The sequence below is a fragment of the Flavobacterium sp. LK-23 genome, assembly GCF_058135255.1.
The window spans coordinates 283,745-299,940 of record NZ_JBYUVT010000005.1 but is presented as its reverse complement, the minus strand read 5'-3'; the positions used below and the strand labels follow the sequence as shown (position 1 = coordinate 299,940).

General features: G+C 31.5%; 14 protein-coding genes. 11 read left to right on the top strand and 3 right to left on the bottom strand.

Annotation, left to right across the window (positions count from 1 at the left end):
• Positions 1-227 precede the first annotated feature (227 nt).
• A complete protein-coding gene (locus AC3Y25_RS10650) occupies positions 228-635 on the bottom strand; it encodes a helix-turn-helix domain-containing protein (protein WP_286966398.1) in 408 nt (135 codons plus the stop codon).
• A 192-nt stretch (positions 636-827) separates the two neighbouring features.
• Between AC3Y25_RS10650 and AC3Y25_RS10645 the strand changes: the two genes are divergently transcribed.
• Positions 828-1,142: a hypothetical protein gene (locus AC3Y25_RS10645; protein ID WP_489902731.1), complete on the top strand. Its 315-nt coding sequence runs from the start codon at positions 828-830 to the stop codon at positions 1,140-1,142.
• 236 nt (positions 1,143-1,378) lie between these two features.
• On the opposite strand, the gene AC3Y25_RS10640 is transcribed toward AC3Y25_RS10645, so the two are convergent.
• The gene (locus AC3Y25_RS10640) at positions 1,379-2,080 is read right to left on the bottom strand and encodes a hypothetical protein (protein WP_489902730.1); all 702 of its coding nucleotides are present in this window, start codon (positions 2,078-2,080) and stop codon (positions 1,379-1,381) included.
• Between the two features lie 478 nt (positions 2,081-2,558).
• Between AC3Y25_RS10640 and AC3Y25_RS10635 the strand changes: the two genes are divergently transcribed.
• Positions 2,559-4,058, top strand: coding sequence for a reverse transcriptase domain-containing protein (locus tag AC3Y25_RS10635; protein WP_489902729.1), 1,500 nt, complete (start codon positions 2,559-2,561; stop codon positions 4,056-4,058).
• A gap of 78 nt (positions 4,059-4,136) precedes the next feature.
• Here the strand turns inward: AC3Y25_RS10635 and AC3Y25_RS10630 are convergent, their stop codons facing one another.
• Entirely contained in the window at positions 4,137-7,577 is a 3,441-nt protein-coding gene (locus tag AC3Y25_RS10630; RefSeq protein WP_489902728.1) for a methylmalonyl-CoA mutase family protein, read from the bottom strand.
• Positions 7,578-7,874: 297 nt separating this feature from the next.
• Between AC3Y25_RS10630 and AC3Y25_RS10625 the strand changes: the two genes are divergently transcribed.
• From AC3Y25_RS10625 to purU, 9 genes are all read left to right on the top strand, one after another.
• Entirely contained in the window at positions 7,875-9,437 is a 1,563-nt protein-coding gene (locus tag AC3Y25_RS10625; RefSeq protein ID WP_489902727.1) for a L,D-transpeptidase family protein, read from the top strand.
• A 181-nt stretch (positions 9,438-9,618) separates the two neighbouring features.
• A complete protein-coding gene (locus AC3Y25_RS10620; RefSeq protein WP_427872696.1) occupies positions 9,619-9,960 on the top strand; it encodes a hypothetical protein in 342 nt (113 codons plus the stop codon).
• A gap of 247 nt (positions 9,961-10,207) precedes the next feature.
• Positions 10,208-11,077, top strand: a complete 870-nt coding sequence (locus AC3Y25_RS10615) for a hypothetical protein (protein WP_489902726.1) — start codon at positions 10,208-10,210, stop codon at positions 11,075-11,077.
• Between the two features lie 171 nt (positions 11,078-11,248).
• The gene (locus AC3Y25_RS10610; RefSeq protein ID WP_489902725.1) at positions 11,249-12,109 is read left to right on the top strand and encodes a hypothetical protein; all 861 of its coding nucleotides are present in this window, start codon (positions 11,249-11,251) and stop codon (positions 12,107-12,109) included.
• Positions 12,110-12,287: 178 nt separating this feature from the next.
• Positions 12,288-13,163, top strand: coding sequence for a hypothetical protein (locus AC3Y25_RS10605; RefSeq protein WP_489902724.1), 876 nt, complete (start codon positions 12,288-12,290; stop codon positions 13,161-13,163).
• 135 nt (positions 13,164-13,298) lie between these two features.
• Positions 13,299-13,721, top strand: a complete 423-nt coding sequence (locus AC3Y25_RS10600) for a cytochrome c oxidase assembly factor Coa1 family protein (RefSeq protein WP_489902723.1) — start codon at positions 13,299-13,301, stop codon at positions 13,719-13,721.
• Positions 13,722-13,751: 30 nt separating this feature from the next.
• The gene (locus AC3Y25_RS10595; RefSeq protein WP_489902722.1) at positions 13,752-14,312 is read left to right on the top strand and encodes a hypothetical protein; all 561 of its coding nucleotides are present in this window, start codon (positions 13,752-13,754) and stop codon (positions 14,310-14,312) included.
• Between the two features lie 119 nt (positions 14,313-14,431).
• Complete coding sequence (locus AC3Y25_RS10590) at positions 14,432-15,151, top strand: DUF4197 domain-containing protein (RefSeq protein WP_489902721.1); 720 nt, start codon at positions 14,432-14,434, stop codon at positions 15,149-15,151.
• Positions 15,152-15,235: 84 nt separating this feature from the next.
• Positions 15,236-16,090 carry a formyltetrahydrofolate deformylase gene (gene purU / locus AC3Y25_RS10585; RefSeq protein ID WP_095929854.1) on the top strand — a complete coding sequence of 285 codons (855 nt, stop codon included), beginning with the start codon at positions 15,236-15,238 and terminating at the stop codon, positions 16,088-16,090.
• Positions 16,091-16,196: the final 106 nt, after the last annotated feature.

The window sequence follows — 16,196 nt, the reverse complement described above, 5'->3', positions numbered from 1 at the left end:
TAATCAATAAATTTTAACACGCATTCATTTACTTTTTTATCTTTATTCGTCACTTTTTCAATAAGTTAAACAAATTCCAACTACAAATTGTAAAACAAACATTCATTTTTCAAGTATAAATCTATTTTGTGTTTTTCAGCAAGACACCAATAAATTATTATTAAAAATTCCTACATAAACAAAAAAAACCTCTCATTTCTGAGAGGTTTTCTTTTATATAAAATTTACTATTTCTGATTTAGCAATTTTTCTAAATATTCGATCTTATCTTTTTCCGCCTGAAGCAAACGCTCATAAAGCTTTTTATTTTCTTCTACCGTTTCCATTAATTTATCTAACGGATTGAAAGTGCAATTATTAAGTCCGAAATAATTATTAGGACTTTCATTAAAAGTATTGAAATAATTGATTGCTGCTTCGTCTGAAAAATTCTTAATTGCTTCAACCGATACACCAAGCGCTTTTGCAACCTCAACAAGTTTTTCGTCATCAATGGTTTCGCTATTTTCCATAGCCGAAATCGCCTGCTGATTTGTTCCTAAAGCCTGTGCCAAAGCTTCCTGTTTCATATCACGAAGTTCACGAATACGGCTTATTTTTCGCCCTATATGATTTGGTTTTGTTAGTGTGCTCATAATTCAAAGATAATAATAAAGTCTCAAAATTGGTAAAATGTAAAAAACAGATTTTACGCCGTGCGATACAGCAAAAAATGATTTGGTACAGCAAAATCTATTTCTTCCTTCGCCGAATCAAACAAAAGTACAATTTTTCTTATAATAATTTTATAAAAGTCAAATTGTAAATCATTTAAAAATACACGCCTTATGGAAACAAACGAAACAGAAAAGCTACAAAAACTGCAAAAATTAACCGCTCAGTATTTTACAACGCTAAAACCAACCGATGAAGCCAATTCTTATACCGCACAATTTAAAGTGGTTAATTATCTAGAACTCGGCTGTCTCATTACCGATTTACTTAAATTATGCATTCTAGCACTTGATAATGACATGCATAATTTTTCTAAAAAAGATAAAAGTGCAACTATTAATGTGAGTCTGATTTTGGAAACGATTCTGCATTTGTTTCCGATGGATGAAATGGAGTTTTTGGGGTTTGTTGGGGAGATTGTTGAATAGTTATATTTCAACCCAATTAGCACACAATCTTGTCATTTCGACGGAGGAGAAATCTCCACGAGAAACTCGACAAAGATTGGTGACATTCTATATGGAGCTACTGGTGGAGATTTCTCCTTTACAGAAATGACAAAATTTAATGGATTTTTGTTGTTTAGCTGGCGCGAGCGTCTCTCTCGTGCATTTCTTTGCGTTCATGAGCGAGACGCTAGCGCTAGCAGGCAAGCTTTTTTAAATTAATCGAATGGTTCTATATCTGTAAAAAATTCAATTGGTAAGTAATATTCACTAAATTTATTATTTATAGGATTAAACCATTTTATTTTAACTGACTCTCTAGAAACTAATCTTCTACTTTTACCATCACTATAAAATAAATCTTTATATTCTTCCACTTTAAACCCACATGCAATAAAATCTGGTGTTGCATAATTCACCACATATTGAATTATTTCTTTTACATCTGTTAAGCTTTCATTTTTCTTATCCTTTGTAATTTTAATTGAAGATCTTTTTTTTAAAATCTCTAGCTTTTTAGTTTTAAAATATAGGAGTTCACCATAATTATATTCTGGCTTTTCAGGGTAATTTAAAATTTCAGAAATAACATCAATCCTATTATTTCTATTATTATCACTAATGCTTGCAATTTTAAGATTTTCAAAACTTTCAAGCATTTTCTCATAAAGATGTACTTCTACAAATTCACTTTTATTATCATCAAAATATACACAAATATATTTTATCAATTCTGCAATCTTTTTTCCACTTACTTCATCACAAGTCTTTTTTTGTGTGTTTTCAAAAAAAACTTCTTTTACTATCATAATGGGAGGAACATATTTACCATCACCTTTAATATAAAAATCGTAAAGTAAAGGATGAGTTTTAAAGGTTACAATATCTCCTACTTTGAAAGCATTATCTAATTTTATCATACAAGTATATTTTTAGTAAAAATATTAATAAATTCTTATATTTAGCCCAGAGTAAGAAGTTCTTTAGTTAAAAAATAAAACAGTTATTGTGAACTATTGTAAACATTTGTTTCAATTAATCCAGACCTTTGGGGATAAATAAAATATGTGGATTAGTAAATCTGAACAATTTCTGAATTATCAGTAAAGAAATCGATTTAATTACTGATAATCTCAGAAATTGGAATATAGTATAGTATCTGCACCATTTAGATGTTTCATGTTTACCTTTACCTTTAGAGGAAGAGAGAAAGTGTGAGTTTAAATTCATAATTACTGTGTTGATTATATATATTATAAGTTCATTGTCTAGCGGCAAATCTACGTACAATTACAGCGGGAGTCGAAAATCGGCTAATGGTTCAATCTCTTAAAAATAGAGGTGTAAGTTTTATTTTATTATAAATCCGCGCGAGAACTTTTTACTCTAATTTTAAATATGACAAAAAAAGATTGGTTTAAAGATCGAGGATATCCTCATTTTTCAAATAGAACACCTTTATCAGTTAGAAAAGACTGTGAGATATATGTATCAAATAAATCCAAAATTGCAAAACATTCTTTTTTACCACTTATCTTTAAAGAAATTAAACAAAGAAGATATAAAAAAAGTCTAATTAATGGCGTTGTTAGACGTTCACATAAAAAGCAAAAGAAAAATAATAAGATTGTTTCCAATACAAAAATTAGAAAAATACTTTACGCCAGTCATTTAGATTCTCATATCTTTTCATATTACACGCAAAAAATAATATCTCCAGAATACGAAAAAATATTAAAAAAAAATCCAACTTTATCTGATTCTATTTCAGGTTATAGACAAATCCCAACAATAGATAATTTAAAATTTAAAAATAACATTCATTTTGCAAAAGATATTTTTGATGAAGTGAAAAAAAGAGGGAATTGTGTAGTATTAGCTTATGATATAGAAAACTTTTTTCCAAGCTTGAATCATAAATTATTAAAATTACTTTGGGCAAGAGTTATAGGATGTAAATCTTTGCCAAAAGATCATTATAATATTTTTAAAGCTACTTCAAATTTTTCTTATGTCAAACTTAATGATTTGAAAACTTACAAAAATCATTTTGATGAAAAAATTTTGGAAAAATATAAGAAACTTGGAAAGAATACTTTTTTTGAAAGTATAAATGAGCTAGTGAGCTCTGATATTCCTATTTATAAAAATCAACAACATAAAGATGGGAAGCTTATTGGAATTCCACAAGGGCTACCTATAAGCGCCTTATTGGCTAATATTTATATGTTACCATTTGACGAAGCAATAATTGCTGAACTTACCGAAAAATCAAATATTTATTATCGTAGGTATTCAGACGATATAATTTTTATATGTTCGAAAAATGAAGTTGATAAAGTAGAGAAATTTGTAAAAGAAGAAATTGAAAAAATTAAATTAATAATTTCTTTTGAAAAGACGGAAAAAACTCTTTTCAAAATGGACAACAACAATCTTCAATCCTACAGAATGGAAGGTAATAATTTAATTAAAAACATACCTCTAAATTATTTAGGTTTTGAATTTTATGGAAACAAAATATTAGTAAAATCAAAAAACCTTGCAGGATTTTATAGGCGTATGAAAAACACAATTAAAAGAAAGCATAATCGAGTTTTAAATATCAAGCAAGATAAATTATTAGATGATGCACCAATATTTAAAAGAAAAATTTACCGATTGTATAGTTTTAAAGGAACAAAAAACAGAACATTACCTTCTAAAAGAATCACTTACAAAAATCAAAAAATAATAATTAAGAAAACCACAAAGAAGTATAGAGGCAATTATATAAAATATATTTACCGTGCATCAGATGAAATGAATTCACCTGAAATAAAAAGGCAAATTAGAAATCACTGGAAAATATTAAAAAAAACTATTTCAAAATATGATTTTTCAAATGGAAAAGAATGATTTCAAATTCAATTTAAACAAACAAAAACCTCTCAAAAATCTTGAGAGGTTTTTCCATATCATTAAAAAAAGTAAAACTTACATATTCCTTCTATACTGCCCACCAACTTCAAACAACGCCGAAGTAATCTGCCCTAAAGAACAAACCTTTGTAGCTTCCATTAAATGGTCGAATAAGTTTTCGTTTTTAATTGCGGCTTGCTGTAAAGTACTTAAATGTTCGTTTACTTTTGCTTCGTGGAAATTGTGCAGGTTATCCAGCATCGTAATTTGATATTGTTTTTCTTCTTCAGTTGCACGAATAACTTCTGCTGGAATTACCGTTGGTGAACCTTTAGAACTCAAGAAAGTGTTTACACCCACAATTGGGAAATCTCCATTGTGTTTTAAGGTTTCGTAATACAAACTTTCTTCCTGAATTTTAGATCTTTGGTACATCGTTTCCATTGCGCCTAGAACTCCGCCACGTTCTGTAATTCTATCGAATTCTTGTAAAACCGCAGCTTCCACTAAATCAGTTAATTCTTCGATGATGAACGAACCTTGAATTGGGTTTTCGTTTTTCGCTAAACCTAATTCTTTATTGATAATCAGCTGAATTGCCATTGCACGACGTACAGATTCTTCTGTCGGCGTTGTAATCGCTTCGTCGTAAGCGTTGGTGTGCAATGAATTACAGTTATCGTAAATCGCGTATAAAGCCTGTAAAGTCGTTCTAATATCGTTAAAATCAATTTCTTGTGCGTGTAACGAACGTCCAGATGTCTGAATATGATATTTCAGCATTTGCGCTCTTTCGTTGGCTCCGTATTTGTTTTTCATGGCTTTTGCCCAAATTTTACGCGCCACACGACCAATTACCGAATATTCTGGATCTACTCCGTTGGAGAAGAAGAACGATAAGTTTGGTCCAAAATCGTTGATGTTCATTCCGCGGCTCAAATAATATTCCACGTAAGTGAAACCATTTGAAAGCGTAAACGCCAATTGCGTAATTGGGTTTGCTCCCGCCTCTGCAATATGATATCCTGAAATCGAAACCGAATAGAAATTACGAACGTTTTTAGTAATAAAATATTCTTGAACGTCGCCCATTAAACGCAAAGCAAATTCGGTTGAGAAAATACACGTATTCTGCGCCTGATCTTCTTTTAAAATATCGGCCTGAACCGTTCCACGAACTTGAGCTAACGTTTTTACTTTTATTTCGTTATAAACTTCCAAAGGTAAAACCTGATCTCCCGTCACACCCAAAAGCATTAATCCTAAACCGTTGTTTCCAGCAGGAAGTTCACCTTGGTATTTCGGTCTTTCGATTCCTTTGTCTTTATATAGTTTGTTGATTTTAGCTTCGACTTCTTTTTCTAAATCATTTGCTTTGATGTAAATCTCACATTGCTGATCGATTGCGGCATTCATAAAGAAACCTAACAGCATTGGTGCAGGCCCGTTAATGGTCATACTTACCGAAGTTAAAGCATGAACCAAATCGAAACCTGAATATAGTTTTTTTGCATCATCCAGACAGCAGATTGAAACTCCCGCATTTCCGATTTTTCCGTAAATATCCGGACGTAAATCTGGATCATTTCCGTATAAAGTTACACTGTCAAAAGCCGTAGAAAGACGTTTTGCAGGCATTCCCGCACTTACATAATGAAAACGTTTATTGGTTCTTTCTGGTCCGCCCTCGCCCGCAAACATTCTCGACGGATCTTCGCCTTCACGTTTAAACGGATATAATCCTGAAGCAAACGGAAATTCTCCTGGAACATTTTCCTGTAAATTCCAACGCAGAATATCGCCCCAGCCTTCATATTTAGGTAAAGCAATTTTCGGAATCTGTAAATGTGATAAGCTTTCAGAATGCGTTGCAATCTTGATTTCTTTATCACGAACTTTAAAGCTGTAAACCGGATTTTTGTATTTGGCTACTTTTTCATCCCAATTCAGTATAATTTCCCAATTGTACGGATCTAAATCCATTTTTACTTTATCAAACTGATTCAGTAAAAGATTTAAAAAGATTCTGTTTTCATCGTGTTCAGCAATTCCGCTTGGTAAAACTGTAGCATCATCAATTCCTGCTTTATTAATTTGAGGAACTTTTCCAGAAACCGATTCTATGGTTTTGAAAATTCCGTATAATTTTTGCGCTACTTTTTGCTGCGAAAGTGCGATTTCATCATAAGATCTGTTATTCTCTGCAATTTCAGATAAATAACGCGTTCTGTGTGGCGGAATCACGAAGATTTTCTCGCTCATTTCTTTGGTGATGGTGAAAGTCGATTTCAAATCTGAAGCCGTTTTTTCAACCACTTTATCCATAATCGCTTTATAAAGCGTGTTCATTCCCGGATCGTTAAACTGCGAAGCAATCGTTCCGAAAACCGGCATTTCGTCTGGGCTTTTATCCCAAAGATTATGGTTTCTTTGATATTGTTTTTTAACATCGCGTAAAGCGTCTAAAGCGCCGCGTTTATCAAATTTGTTTAAAGCTACTAAATCGGCAAAATCAAGCATATCAATTTTCTCTAATTGCGTTGCAGCTCCAAATTCTGGCGTCATTACATATAGAGAAACATCAGAATGATCCATAATCTCGGTATCTGATTGTCCGATTCCAGAAGTTTCCAGAATAATCAAATCGTATTTTGCGACTTTTAGAACCTGAATTGCTTCGGCTACATATTTAGACAAAGCCAAATTCGACTGGCGTGTCGCCAACGAACGCATATACACACGAGGATTATTAATGGCATTCATACGGATTCTGTCTCCTAAAAGTGCTCCTCCTGTTTTTCTCTTAGAAGGATCGACAGAAATTAATCCGATTGTTTTTTCTGGAAAATCAATTAAAAATCGGCGAACCAATTCGTCAACCAAAGAAGATTTTCCTGCACCACCCGTTCCCGTGATTCCTAAAACTGGAATTTTTGAAGTGGCATTGCTTTCGTGAATTTTATCAAAAACAGGTTTTGCTATTTCTGGGAAATTTTCTGCTGCCGAAATCAAACGTGCAATTGCCGTTGGAACCTTATTTTCGATATGATCAATTTCTCCGTTCAATTTATCTCCAATAGGAAAATCGGCACGCTGTACCAAATCATTAATCATTCCCTGAAGTCCTAAAGAACGTCCATCGTCTGGAGAATAAATTCTAGTGATACCATATTCATGTAATTCTGATATTTCACTTGGAAGGATTACTCCACCTCCGCCTCCGAAGATTTTAATATGCCCCGCTCCTTTTTCGCGAAGCAAATCATACATATATTTAAAGTATTCGTTGTGTCCGCCTTGATACGAAGTCATTGCAATGGCGTTGGCATCTTCTTGAATAGCGGTATTTACCACTTCTTCAACGCTTCTGTCATGACCAAGGTGAATTACTTCAACTCCAGTTGACTGAATAATACGACGCATAATATTGATGGCGGCATCATGTCCGTCAAAAAGTGAAGCAGCGGTAACAATTCTTACTTTATTTTTAGGAATATATGGTATTTGTTGTTCCATTTTATGAATATGATAATTTTAAGCGACCAATGTACAAATTATTTTAATATTTGATCGTTCAAATAACATTATGTTAATAAAAAAGAAAATATTTTTTCTTCAATATAAAGGTAATAATTCTTGACACTAATGGGTATAAGTTAAAGAAAGCTTAAAGACATGGCAATTTCGCAACATTTAAACAAAATCAGGAAACACGTTTTGAGTACTCCCATAGTAATTTAGCATTGTAGAAAAGCCCCAAATTTTTACCAATGACTTACGTAGAAAAGTAATAACGTAAAAATTTAAAAAAAAATGAAAACATTTTATTCATTCACCGTAATTTTAGGTTTGAGTTTTTTTGTATTTTCTTTTAACAAAATTGAAAACAATAGTTTTAAATATAAAAAAGCTTCAAATCATTTAACCGTTTATCATAATCAAAATGATGTAAACGAAATTTCGAACGATTTCTTTAAAAGATATTCAGATTTGAAAAAATATAAATCTGATGTCATGTCATTATACAAAACCAGAACTCTTGGATCTATCTGGTTTGATGAAAACGAAATCAACGAATTTGGCTCTGCTTTGTACGAAAAAGCAAAAAAAACAAATGATTTAATTATTCCTTATCAAAAAGAAATAGACCAACTGTTTAGCACTTCATCAGATAAAAGCACACTTTCTCAAACTGATGCAGATATGCTTTTGAGCTCATTATACATAGTGTATGCTAAAAAAAGTAATGCCGACAAGAAAAAACTAGCTTATGATACTATGCTAAAAGATTTCTTAAACTACAGTACATTAGAAGAGGCAGAAACGACAGCAGTTGCAAGTAATGAAAAAGTAGAATTTGATCAATATTACAAATTGCAAGATGCTCTAAAAAAATACAAAAGATTAGAAAAATCTAGTAAATACAAACCAATTGTTCCGGCAGAGTCTCCTTATAAAGAGTTGCGCCCTGATGCAGTTTCAAGCACTATCTCGCAAGTTAGAACTCGTTTGTATTTATTAGGAGATTTAAAAACAGATTCTAAAAGCGATGTTTATGATCGTGAATTGATGGATGCTGTAATGAAATATAAAGTTCGCAACGGATTTAAACCCAATTACATTCTGGCAGAAGAGCATATTAACGAAATGAATATTCCGCTTGAAAATAAAGTGGCTACTTTAAAACTTAACATGGAAAGATGCCGTGAGATTTCGGCTCAAATTGCTGCCAGCGATGAGTATGTTTTGGTAAATGTTCCTTCTTATGAATTGTTTTATGTTAAAAACGGAAAAGTGGTATTGACTTCTAGCGTTTTTGTTGGAGCTCCTCTTACCAAAACAACCATTTTTAATGGAGAAATTGACCGAATCGTTTTTAGCCCTTATTGGACAGTTCCTCAAAGCATTGTGCAAAATGAGTTGAGATCTAAAATCGCTGCAGACCCAAATTATCTTGCAGAAAAAAACATGGAAATGGTTAATGGTCAAGTACGACAAAAACCAGGTCCAGACAATTCTTTAGGATTGGTAAAATTTATGTTCCCAAATTCAGATGATATTTATATGCACGATACCCCATCTAAAACTTTATTCGATTTTGAAAAAAGAACTTTTAGCCACGGATGTATCAATGTAAAAATGGCAAAAGAATTGGCTGTTGCCATGCTGAAAGATTATCCGGAATGGAATCAGGCAAAAATTGACAAAGCCATGGATGGTAAAGCAGAAAACAGTTTTAAACTGTCTAAAAAAGTACCAATTTTCATTACCTATTTTACTTCATTGGTGAATGAAAACGGAGAAATTGGTTTCTTTCAAGATGTTTACGAAAAAGATGCAGAATTGAATAATCAATTGTCTCTTAGTGCAAATTAATGCGAAACTAGATATTTAAGATAATAATCGGGAATTCATTCAGTTGAGTTTCCGATTTTTTTTATTTAAAAATGTCTTAAGTTATTAGTTTTAAAACTTTTAAGGCCTTTTATATTTTTATTTCTGTCGCAACTTTGCATCGTAATACTACCACTAACATTAAATTAAAAAACAATAGATCATGAAAACAGAAAATATTGAAGGTTTATCATTGTTTGAAATAAATTTATTGATACAACAAGGCGGAAGATTTGTAATGTTTCCAAACCTGATGACAAAACTTAGAGGCTATACTATTTATTTTATTCGTCCTGACGAAAAAACAATTAAATACGCATTAAAACATTTTTTTAAAAATATAACGCTTGGCTGGCGCGCAGTTCTGCTAAGGCCATCTTACATTTCAAAATCTTTATTCTACTTGACATTTGGCGGTAAAGATTGCACGCAACATATTTTAGCCAATTTAAAGCAGATTAACCCAATCAATAACCCCAATTTATATTGTTTACAGTACGTTTAAACACCTTTTTTGTCCCATAAATTTTTAATTGTACAATTTGAAAATAAAAAAGTATTAGAGTAAAGGGAAAACCTACATCCTGAAGCAAAATGATTCTAATACTTATAAGTACAAATTTAAAATCATCTTATATTTTTGTAAGGTGATTTTTTTTGTCTTATTCTATTATTTTTAAAACCTTTTGAGACTAGTTTGATTATATGTTAAAGAGAGATTTGCAAATTCTTTTTTTAATAGAAAATCAACAATGAAAAAATACATTTTAATTTCTAGTCTTATTGTTTCAATTCTCCTTTTTTCATGTAATAATTTCAAATCAGAAAGCTCAATTACTTCCGACGGTATCAGCAAACCAAAACCACCAAAAGCCGTAGGCCCTCCGCGTATATTATTTATTGGAAATAGTCATATCGAATATTTTGTAAGCAGCCCCACTCTATTTCAGGAATTATGCAATGCCAATAATCAAAATATAAATGTGCAGCAGCTGATAACAATAGGAGTTCCGCTCAATAAAGTTTATTTCACTAATAAAACAGAGGCCGAACAAAATTTTTCCAATATAGATAAAGATGGAAACTATTATGATTATGTCATAATTCAGGAATCGACACCAATTGCCCTAACAAATCTTTCTAAGTATAGAGACAATTTGAAATTATTTGCAGAAAAAATACATAAAAACAGCCCAGATGCCGCAATTTATGTTTATCAAAATATGTCTCCTTTATCTTATGCAAACTCAGAATACAATAATTATTATACAGAATTACGTAAAAATACCATTCTAGCTGCCGCTTTTATTAAAAATGCAGGCGTATTAAGAGTGGGTGATGCTGTTAAAGATGCATATGAAGGAAAAAGCGGTTATAAGTATCTAACAGGTAATAAAGACAATCTTCGTGATGGCAAAAATACCCTTCATTTTATAAACGATGGAGGTTTTTTACAAGCTGTTTTAATATATTCTACAATATTTAATAAAACACCAATCATCCCTAAAAAACTTCTTTTAAGTACTGGAACTGGTGATAATGACAATATGAGAAAACAAGAAGTAGCAAAAGCAGTAACCAATCCTAAGGCTCTAGAGGAAATTGCTTTTAGTAATAGATAAATTATCTGGAATCTGTTTATTGGATTTCACACCAAATTCAATGCACAAATTTAATGTCCTAAACTAACACTTTTAAAACTTATCAAGACTCTAATTGTTGCCGATTAAAAAGAGATTTGCCGAAATTTATTTTGTCTAAAAAAATAGTGAACCTTTTTAATTAAAATCATAATGAAAAAACATCTTTTAGTATGTAGCATTCTAATTGTTTTATTTTCCAGCTGCCATACAAAGACCGATTCCAATCATTATCTGCTAATACCTAAACAAACTGAAACAGATTTGATCATTCCAGAAAGGAAAGGAAAACCTAGAATATTGTTTATAGATAATAACAGTAAAGCAATTTCTTGCTACTTCACTCCTTCTCTTTTTCAAAATATCTGCGAAGCAAATAATCAACCAATGGATTTTTCACTTGAAAGTGATTATAATAAAAATGAATCTGCTATAGATCAAATTTTTAAAAATAAAGAAACTGATGGTAACTATTTTGATTATGTAGTATATTATGAATCCACTCCTATAGTATTATCAGATCCAGATAAATTTAAAGCTAATATAAAAATGATTTCGGAAAAAGTACGCAAAAATAGTCCTAATGCTTTAATATATATTTATCAGCCAATATCTCCTGTCTCTATAATTGATCCTAATTATAAAGAATATTATACTGCATTGCGAAAAAACACCATTTCTACAATGAAATCTATAAAAGGTTTGCACTTATTTAAAGTAGGTGATGCTTTTAATGATGCATATCTTAATGAAGAGAAAAAAAACAATTACTGTTGTTACTTCGATAATAAGGATCATCTATTTGACGATCTTCAAAAACAAAAATTAAATGATGGTAAATTTCTACAAGCTGTGTTACTATATTCAACCATCTTTGATAAAACACCTATTATTCCAGAGAAACTTGAATTAAAATTTAGTTTTGATATCCATGAACTTATACAATCTGCATTTGTTAAAGAAGACGTTACAAATCCTTACGCCTTAAATTGTATTGCATTTAATAATCGTTAAATTAAATAATTTCATTTAACGATTATTAATATTTTATCAGGCTGAGCTATTTATATTAAGTGATAGAACTAATTTTTATTGTCTTAAACTGACATTTTAAAAGCTTGCCAAGGCTGATTATTTGTGTAGCTAAAAGTAGATTTGCCGAAATTTTATAATCTATTTTCAATTAATTCCCATGAAAAAACACTTTTTACTTTTTGGTATTGCAGCAGTTCTATTTTCTGCTTGTAACAACAAATCAACTTCTACCGAAAATTTAACTGCAAGTACAGAAACTACAACACACCCTAAAGCTCCAAAAGCGGAAGGCTCTCCAAGAATATTATTCATCGGAAACAGCCATACCGAATTTTTTGTAAGCGCTCCTGTATTGTTTGGAGAAATTTGCAAAGCTAACAACCAGCCAATGAATGTTGATCAATTGGTTACTATGGGTGTTTCTATTGATAAAATTTATGACGATCATAAAACAGAGGCAGAACAAAATTTTGCAAAAACAGATAAAGATGGAAATTATTATGATTATGTAGTTATTCAGGAATCTACTCCCGTAGCTTTGGCTGAACTAGATAAATATCAGGCGAATGTAAAAATGATTGCAGATAAAATACGCAAAAACAGCCCTGATGCAGCATTTTACATCTATGAAGGAATGTCTCCACTACCTATTACCGATTCAGAATACAAAGATTATTTCGACGAAATTCGTAAAAATGCAATTGCTGTTGTGGAAACTACAAAAAACTCAGGTTTGCTAAGAGTTGGCGATGCAATTAACGATGCCTATCATGGCAAAAATGGTTATAAATATTTAGTAGCCAACAAAGATAACCTTCGTTATGGAGAAAACACATTACACCTTTTAAATGATGGAGGTTATTTGCAAGGAGCATTGCTTTTTGCAACAATATTCGATAAGAAACCGATAATGCCAAAAGAACTTACTTTATGCACTGGAACTGGAGATAATGACAATATGAAAAAACAAGATGTCAGCAAAGCAATTAGTAATCCAAAAGCTTTAGAAGAAATTGCTTTTAGTAACAGATAAGTTTTTAAATAATAGTAATTTAAAAAAATCACCTTGTAAAATTTATAAGGTGATTTTTTATTTAATATAAAACTCTGAAAATCAATTAAATTTATTCTTATTTTAGCTTTATCAATTTCACCTAAAACTAAATTTATGGAAGATTCAAACGAGTTAGCACAAAGACAGAGCTGGCTAAACAGAAACTGGAAATGGTTTATTCCCAGCGGATGTTTAACGCTTTTAGTATTAGCGGCTTTATTTATTGGGGGAATTTTCTATGAAGTAACTTCGGTTCTTAAAGATTCGGAAGCCTATAAAGAATCTATGATAGCGGTAGAGAATAATAAACTCGTAGTGGAAAAACTCGGTTCTCCTGTTGAAACAGACGGAATGGTTTCTGGAACCGTCACTTCTCATAATGAGGTTCGAACTTGCGATGTACAGGTTCCGTTGAAAGGCCCAAAAGGCAAAGGAACTTTATTTATCGTAGGCGAAAAAAGAGGTACGTGGAAATATTCTGAAATGTCGGTTTATATTAAAAATACAAATGAGAAAATAGATTTATTGAAGAAATAAAAATAGATTTGACTAATTAAAATTTATAAAATGAAATCTTTTTTTAGTCTATTAGGCTTGTTACTTTGTATCTCTTCTTTTGCACAATCTGCCGATAATTATAGAGTCTACATCGATCAAATCAAACAATTCTCAAAACCTTCGAGAATATTGAATAAGAATATTGATGCACATGGAGATGGGTATGTTGAATTTACAAATGCTAAAAACCAAATACTTCGTTTCCGATTGCATAATAATAAACTTCAACAAGGATCTTGCAGTATCGCTTTTGAAATATACTATTATGAAAACAATTTTCTAAAAAGAATTGAATCGTTTGACAAAAATGGAAATTTAATTGGGTGTCTTTTAAAACTGAACGGTGAAGCCATCATAGAATATACAATTGAAAAACCAGATTTGTATCTAAAAAAGAAAAAACTCATTGATGATGCCGAAGGAAACATTAGCATGAAAGATGACTCTAGCGAAAAAATTATTCGTGTTCGTTACTTTAATGGAAATAATTCACCAATAGAACAGCCTAAACCTACTTACATTTCCAGTAAAACCTATTGGGAGTTTAATATTCGAATGTCTTGGCCGTAATTTTGAGACCTTAATTTCGCTTATGTTAAGTTTGCAACAAAATGTTACTTTGCTTTAAATAAAATTGTGGCGTTGTTTTTGAATAAGTAGTATTTTTGAAACTTAAACAAAAACCCCAAATGAAAAAGATTTTACTATTAGCCGTTACGTTTTCGCTTACTTCTTGTGCACAAGTACAACAGACCATAAATCAACTGCCTCAAATCGCATCTCAGCTTCCAAGTTCAGGAACTGTTGATATTGCTTCAGGTTTAAAAGAAGCGCTAAATAAAGGAATTACGCAACAAGTGAGTAAATTAACCGCAGTAGATGGTTTTTATAAAAATGAAGCTGTAAAAATTTTAATGCCAGAAGAATTACAAAAAGTAGATGCAACCCTGCGTAAAGTAGGCTTAAGCTCTCTTGCAGATGAAGGAATCAAAATGCTGAACCGCGCTGCAGAAGATGCTGTAAAGGAAGCTACTCCAATTTTTGTTACAGCTGTAAAAAATATGAGTTTTACAGATGCTAAAAACATTCTTTTAGGAAGCGACAACGCAGCAACAAATTATTTACAAGGAAGCACAACAACTTCATTATATGCCAAATTTAATCCTGTAATTAAGAGCTCTTTCGAAAAAGTGGGTGCAGATGCTGTCTGGACAAAAATCATAAACAAATACAACACAATTCCATTAGTAAAAAAAGTAAATCCAGATTTGACTGATTACACAACCAATCAAGCTCTTACTGGCGTTTTTAAAATGATTGCTGTTGAAGAAAAAGAAATTAGAAACAATATTTCTGCCAGAACAACACCTTTATTACAAAAGGTTTTTGCTCTGCAAGATGGAAAATAGTTTTCATAAAGATACAAAGAGACAGAGTTACAAGGGTACAAAGCTAAATTTACAACTTTGTCACTAACCAAAAAAAAGACCAAAATGCAAAAAATTACCATACTCATTCATTGTAAAGATCAGAAGAATATTATTGCTTCAGTTACTACTTTCATTGCTAAGGTTGGAGGAAATATTACTTATATCGACCAGCATGTAGACGTAGAGCAAAATGTGTTTTTTATGCGTCTGGAATGTGAATTCGAAAATTCGACTATCACAGTTGAAAGTTTTAAAGAAGACTTTAATAAAACTCTTGCTGTCAAATTTGACATGTCTTGGGATTTGTACAATCAGGAGCAAAAACCTAAAATGGCTTTATTTGTTTCCAAATACGATCATTGCTTGTTTGACATTTTGGGTCGTTATAGCGCCGATGAATTAGGTGTCGAAATCCCTATGATTATTAGCAATCATAACGATTTACGTTCAATTGCAGAGCGTTTTGATATTCCTTTTCACTATGTTCCGTTTACAAAAGACAACAAAGAAGAAGGAGAAGCAAGACAAATAGAACTTTTGAAAAGATATCAGATCAATTTTATTGTTTTGGCCCGTTACATGCAGATCGTGACTCCAAAATTGATTTCGCTTTACGAAAATAAAATCATCAATATCCACCATTCGTTTTTACCTGCTTTTCCAGGTGCAAAACCGTATCATTCGGCTTTTAAACGTGGGGTAAAAATTATTGGCGCAACAAGCCATTACGTAACAGAAGAATTAGACGAAGGTCCGATCATTGAACAAGATATTGCAAGAGTTTCTCATATTCACTCTGTAGAAGATTTTATCATGAAAGGACGTGATTTGGAACGCATCGTTTTAGCAAGAGCAATTAAACTGCATGCTGAAAGAAAAACAATGGTTTACAGTAATAAGACGGTGGTTTTTTCTTAGATTCTAAGATGCTAAGCTACTAAAGTTCTAAGTTTATAATCTTTGTGTAAAATAACAAACCCGACAGGTTTTTACCTGTCGGGTTTTCTTTTATATTAAGCTCAAA

Coding starts and splice junctions, on each gene's coding strand:
- AC3Y25_RS10590 (WP_489902721.1), top strand. CDS start 14,432: ATGAAAAAGATTTTACTATTAGCCGTTACGTTTTCGCTTACTTCTTGT.
- AC3Y25_RS10610 (WP_489902725.1), top strand. CDS start 11,249: ATGAAAAAACATCTTTTAGTATGTAGCATTCTAATTGTTTTATTTTCC.
- AC3Y25_RS10595 (WP_489902722.1), top strand. CDS start 13,752: ATGAAATCTTTTTTTAGTCTATTAGGCTTGTTACTTTGTATCTCTTCT.
- purU (WP_095929854.1), top strand. CDS start 15,236: ATGCAAAAAATTACCATACTCATTCATTGTAAAGATCAGAAGAATATT.
- AC3Y25_RS10625 (WP_489902727.1), top strand. CDS start 7,875: ATGAAAACATTTTATTCATTCACCGTAATTTTAGGTTTGAGTTTTTTT.
- AC3Y25_RS10635 (WP_489902729.1), top strand. CDS start 2,559: ATGACAAAAAAAGATTGGTTTAAAGATCGAGGATATCCTCATTTTTCA.
- AC3Y25_RS10600 (WP_489902723.1), top strand. CDS start 13,299: ATGGAAGATTCAAACGAGTTAGCACAAAGACAGAGCTGGCTAAACAGA.
- AC3Y25_RS10615 (WP_489902726.1), top strand. CDS start 10,208: ATGAAAAAATACATTTTAATTTCTAGTCTTATTGTTTCAATTCTCCTT.
- AC3Y25_RS10620 (WP_427872696.1), top strand. CDS start 9,619: ATGAAAACAGAAAATATTGAAGGTTTATCATTGTTTGAAATAAATTTA.
- AC3Y25_RS10645 (WP_489902731.1), top strand. CDS start 828: ATGGAAACAAACGAAACAGAAAAGCTACAAAAACTGCAAAAATTAACC.
- AC3Y25_RS10605 (WP_489902724.1), top strand. CDS start 12,288: ATGAAAAAACACTTTTTACTTTTTGGTATTGCAGCAGTTCTATTTTCT.
- AC3Y25_RS10630 (WP_489902728.1), bottom strand. CDS start 7,577: ATGGAACAACAAATACCATATATTCCTAAAAATAAAGTAAGAATTGTT.
- AC3Y25_RS10650 (WP_286966398.1), bottom strand. CDS start 635: ATGAGCACACTAACAAAACCAAATCATATAGGGCGAAAAATAAGCCGT.
- AC3Y25_RS10640 (WP_489902730.1), bottom strand. CDS start 2,080: ATGATAAAATTAGATAATGCTTTCAAAGTAGGAGATATTGTAACCTTT.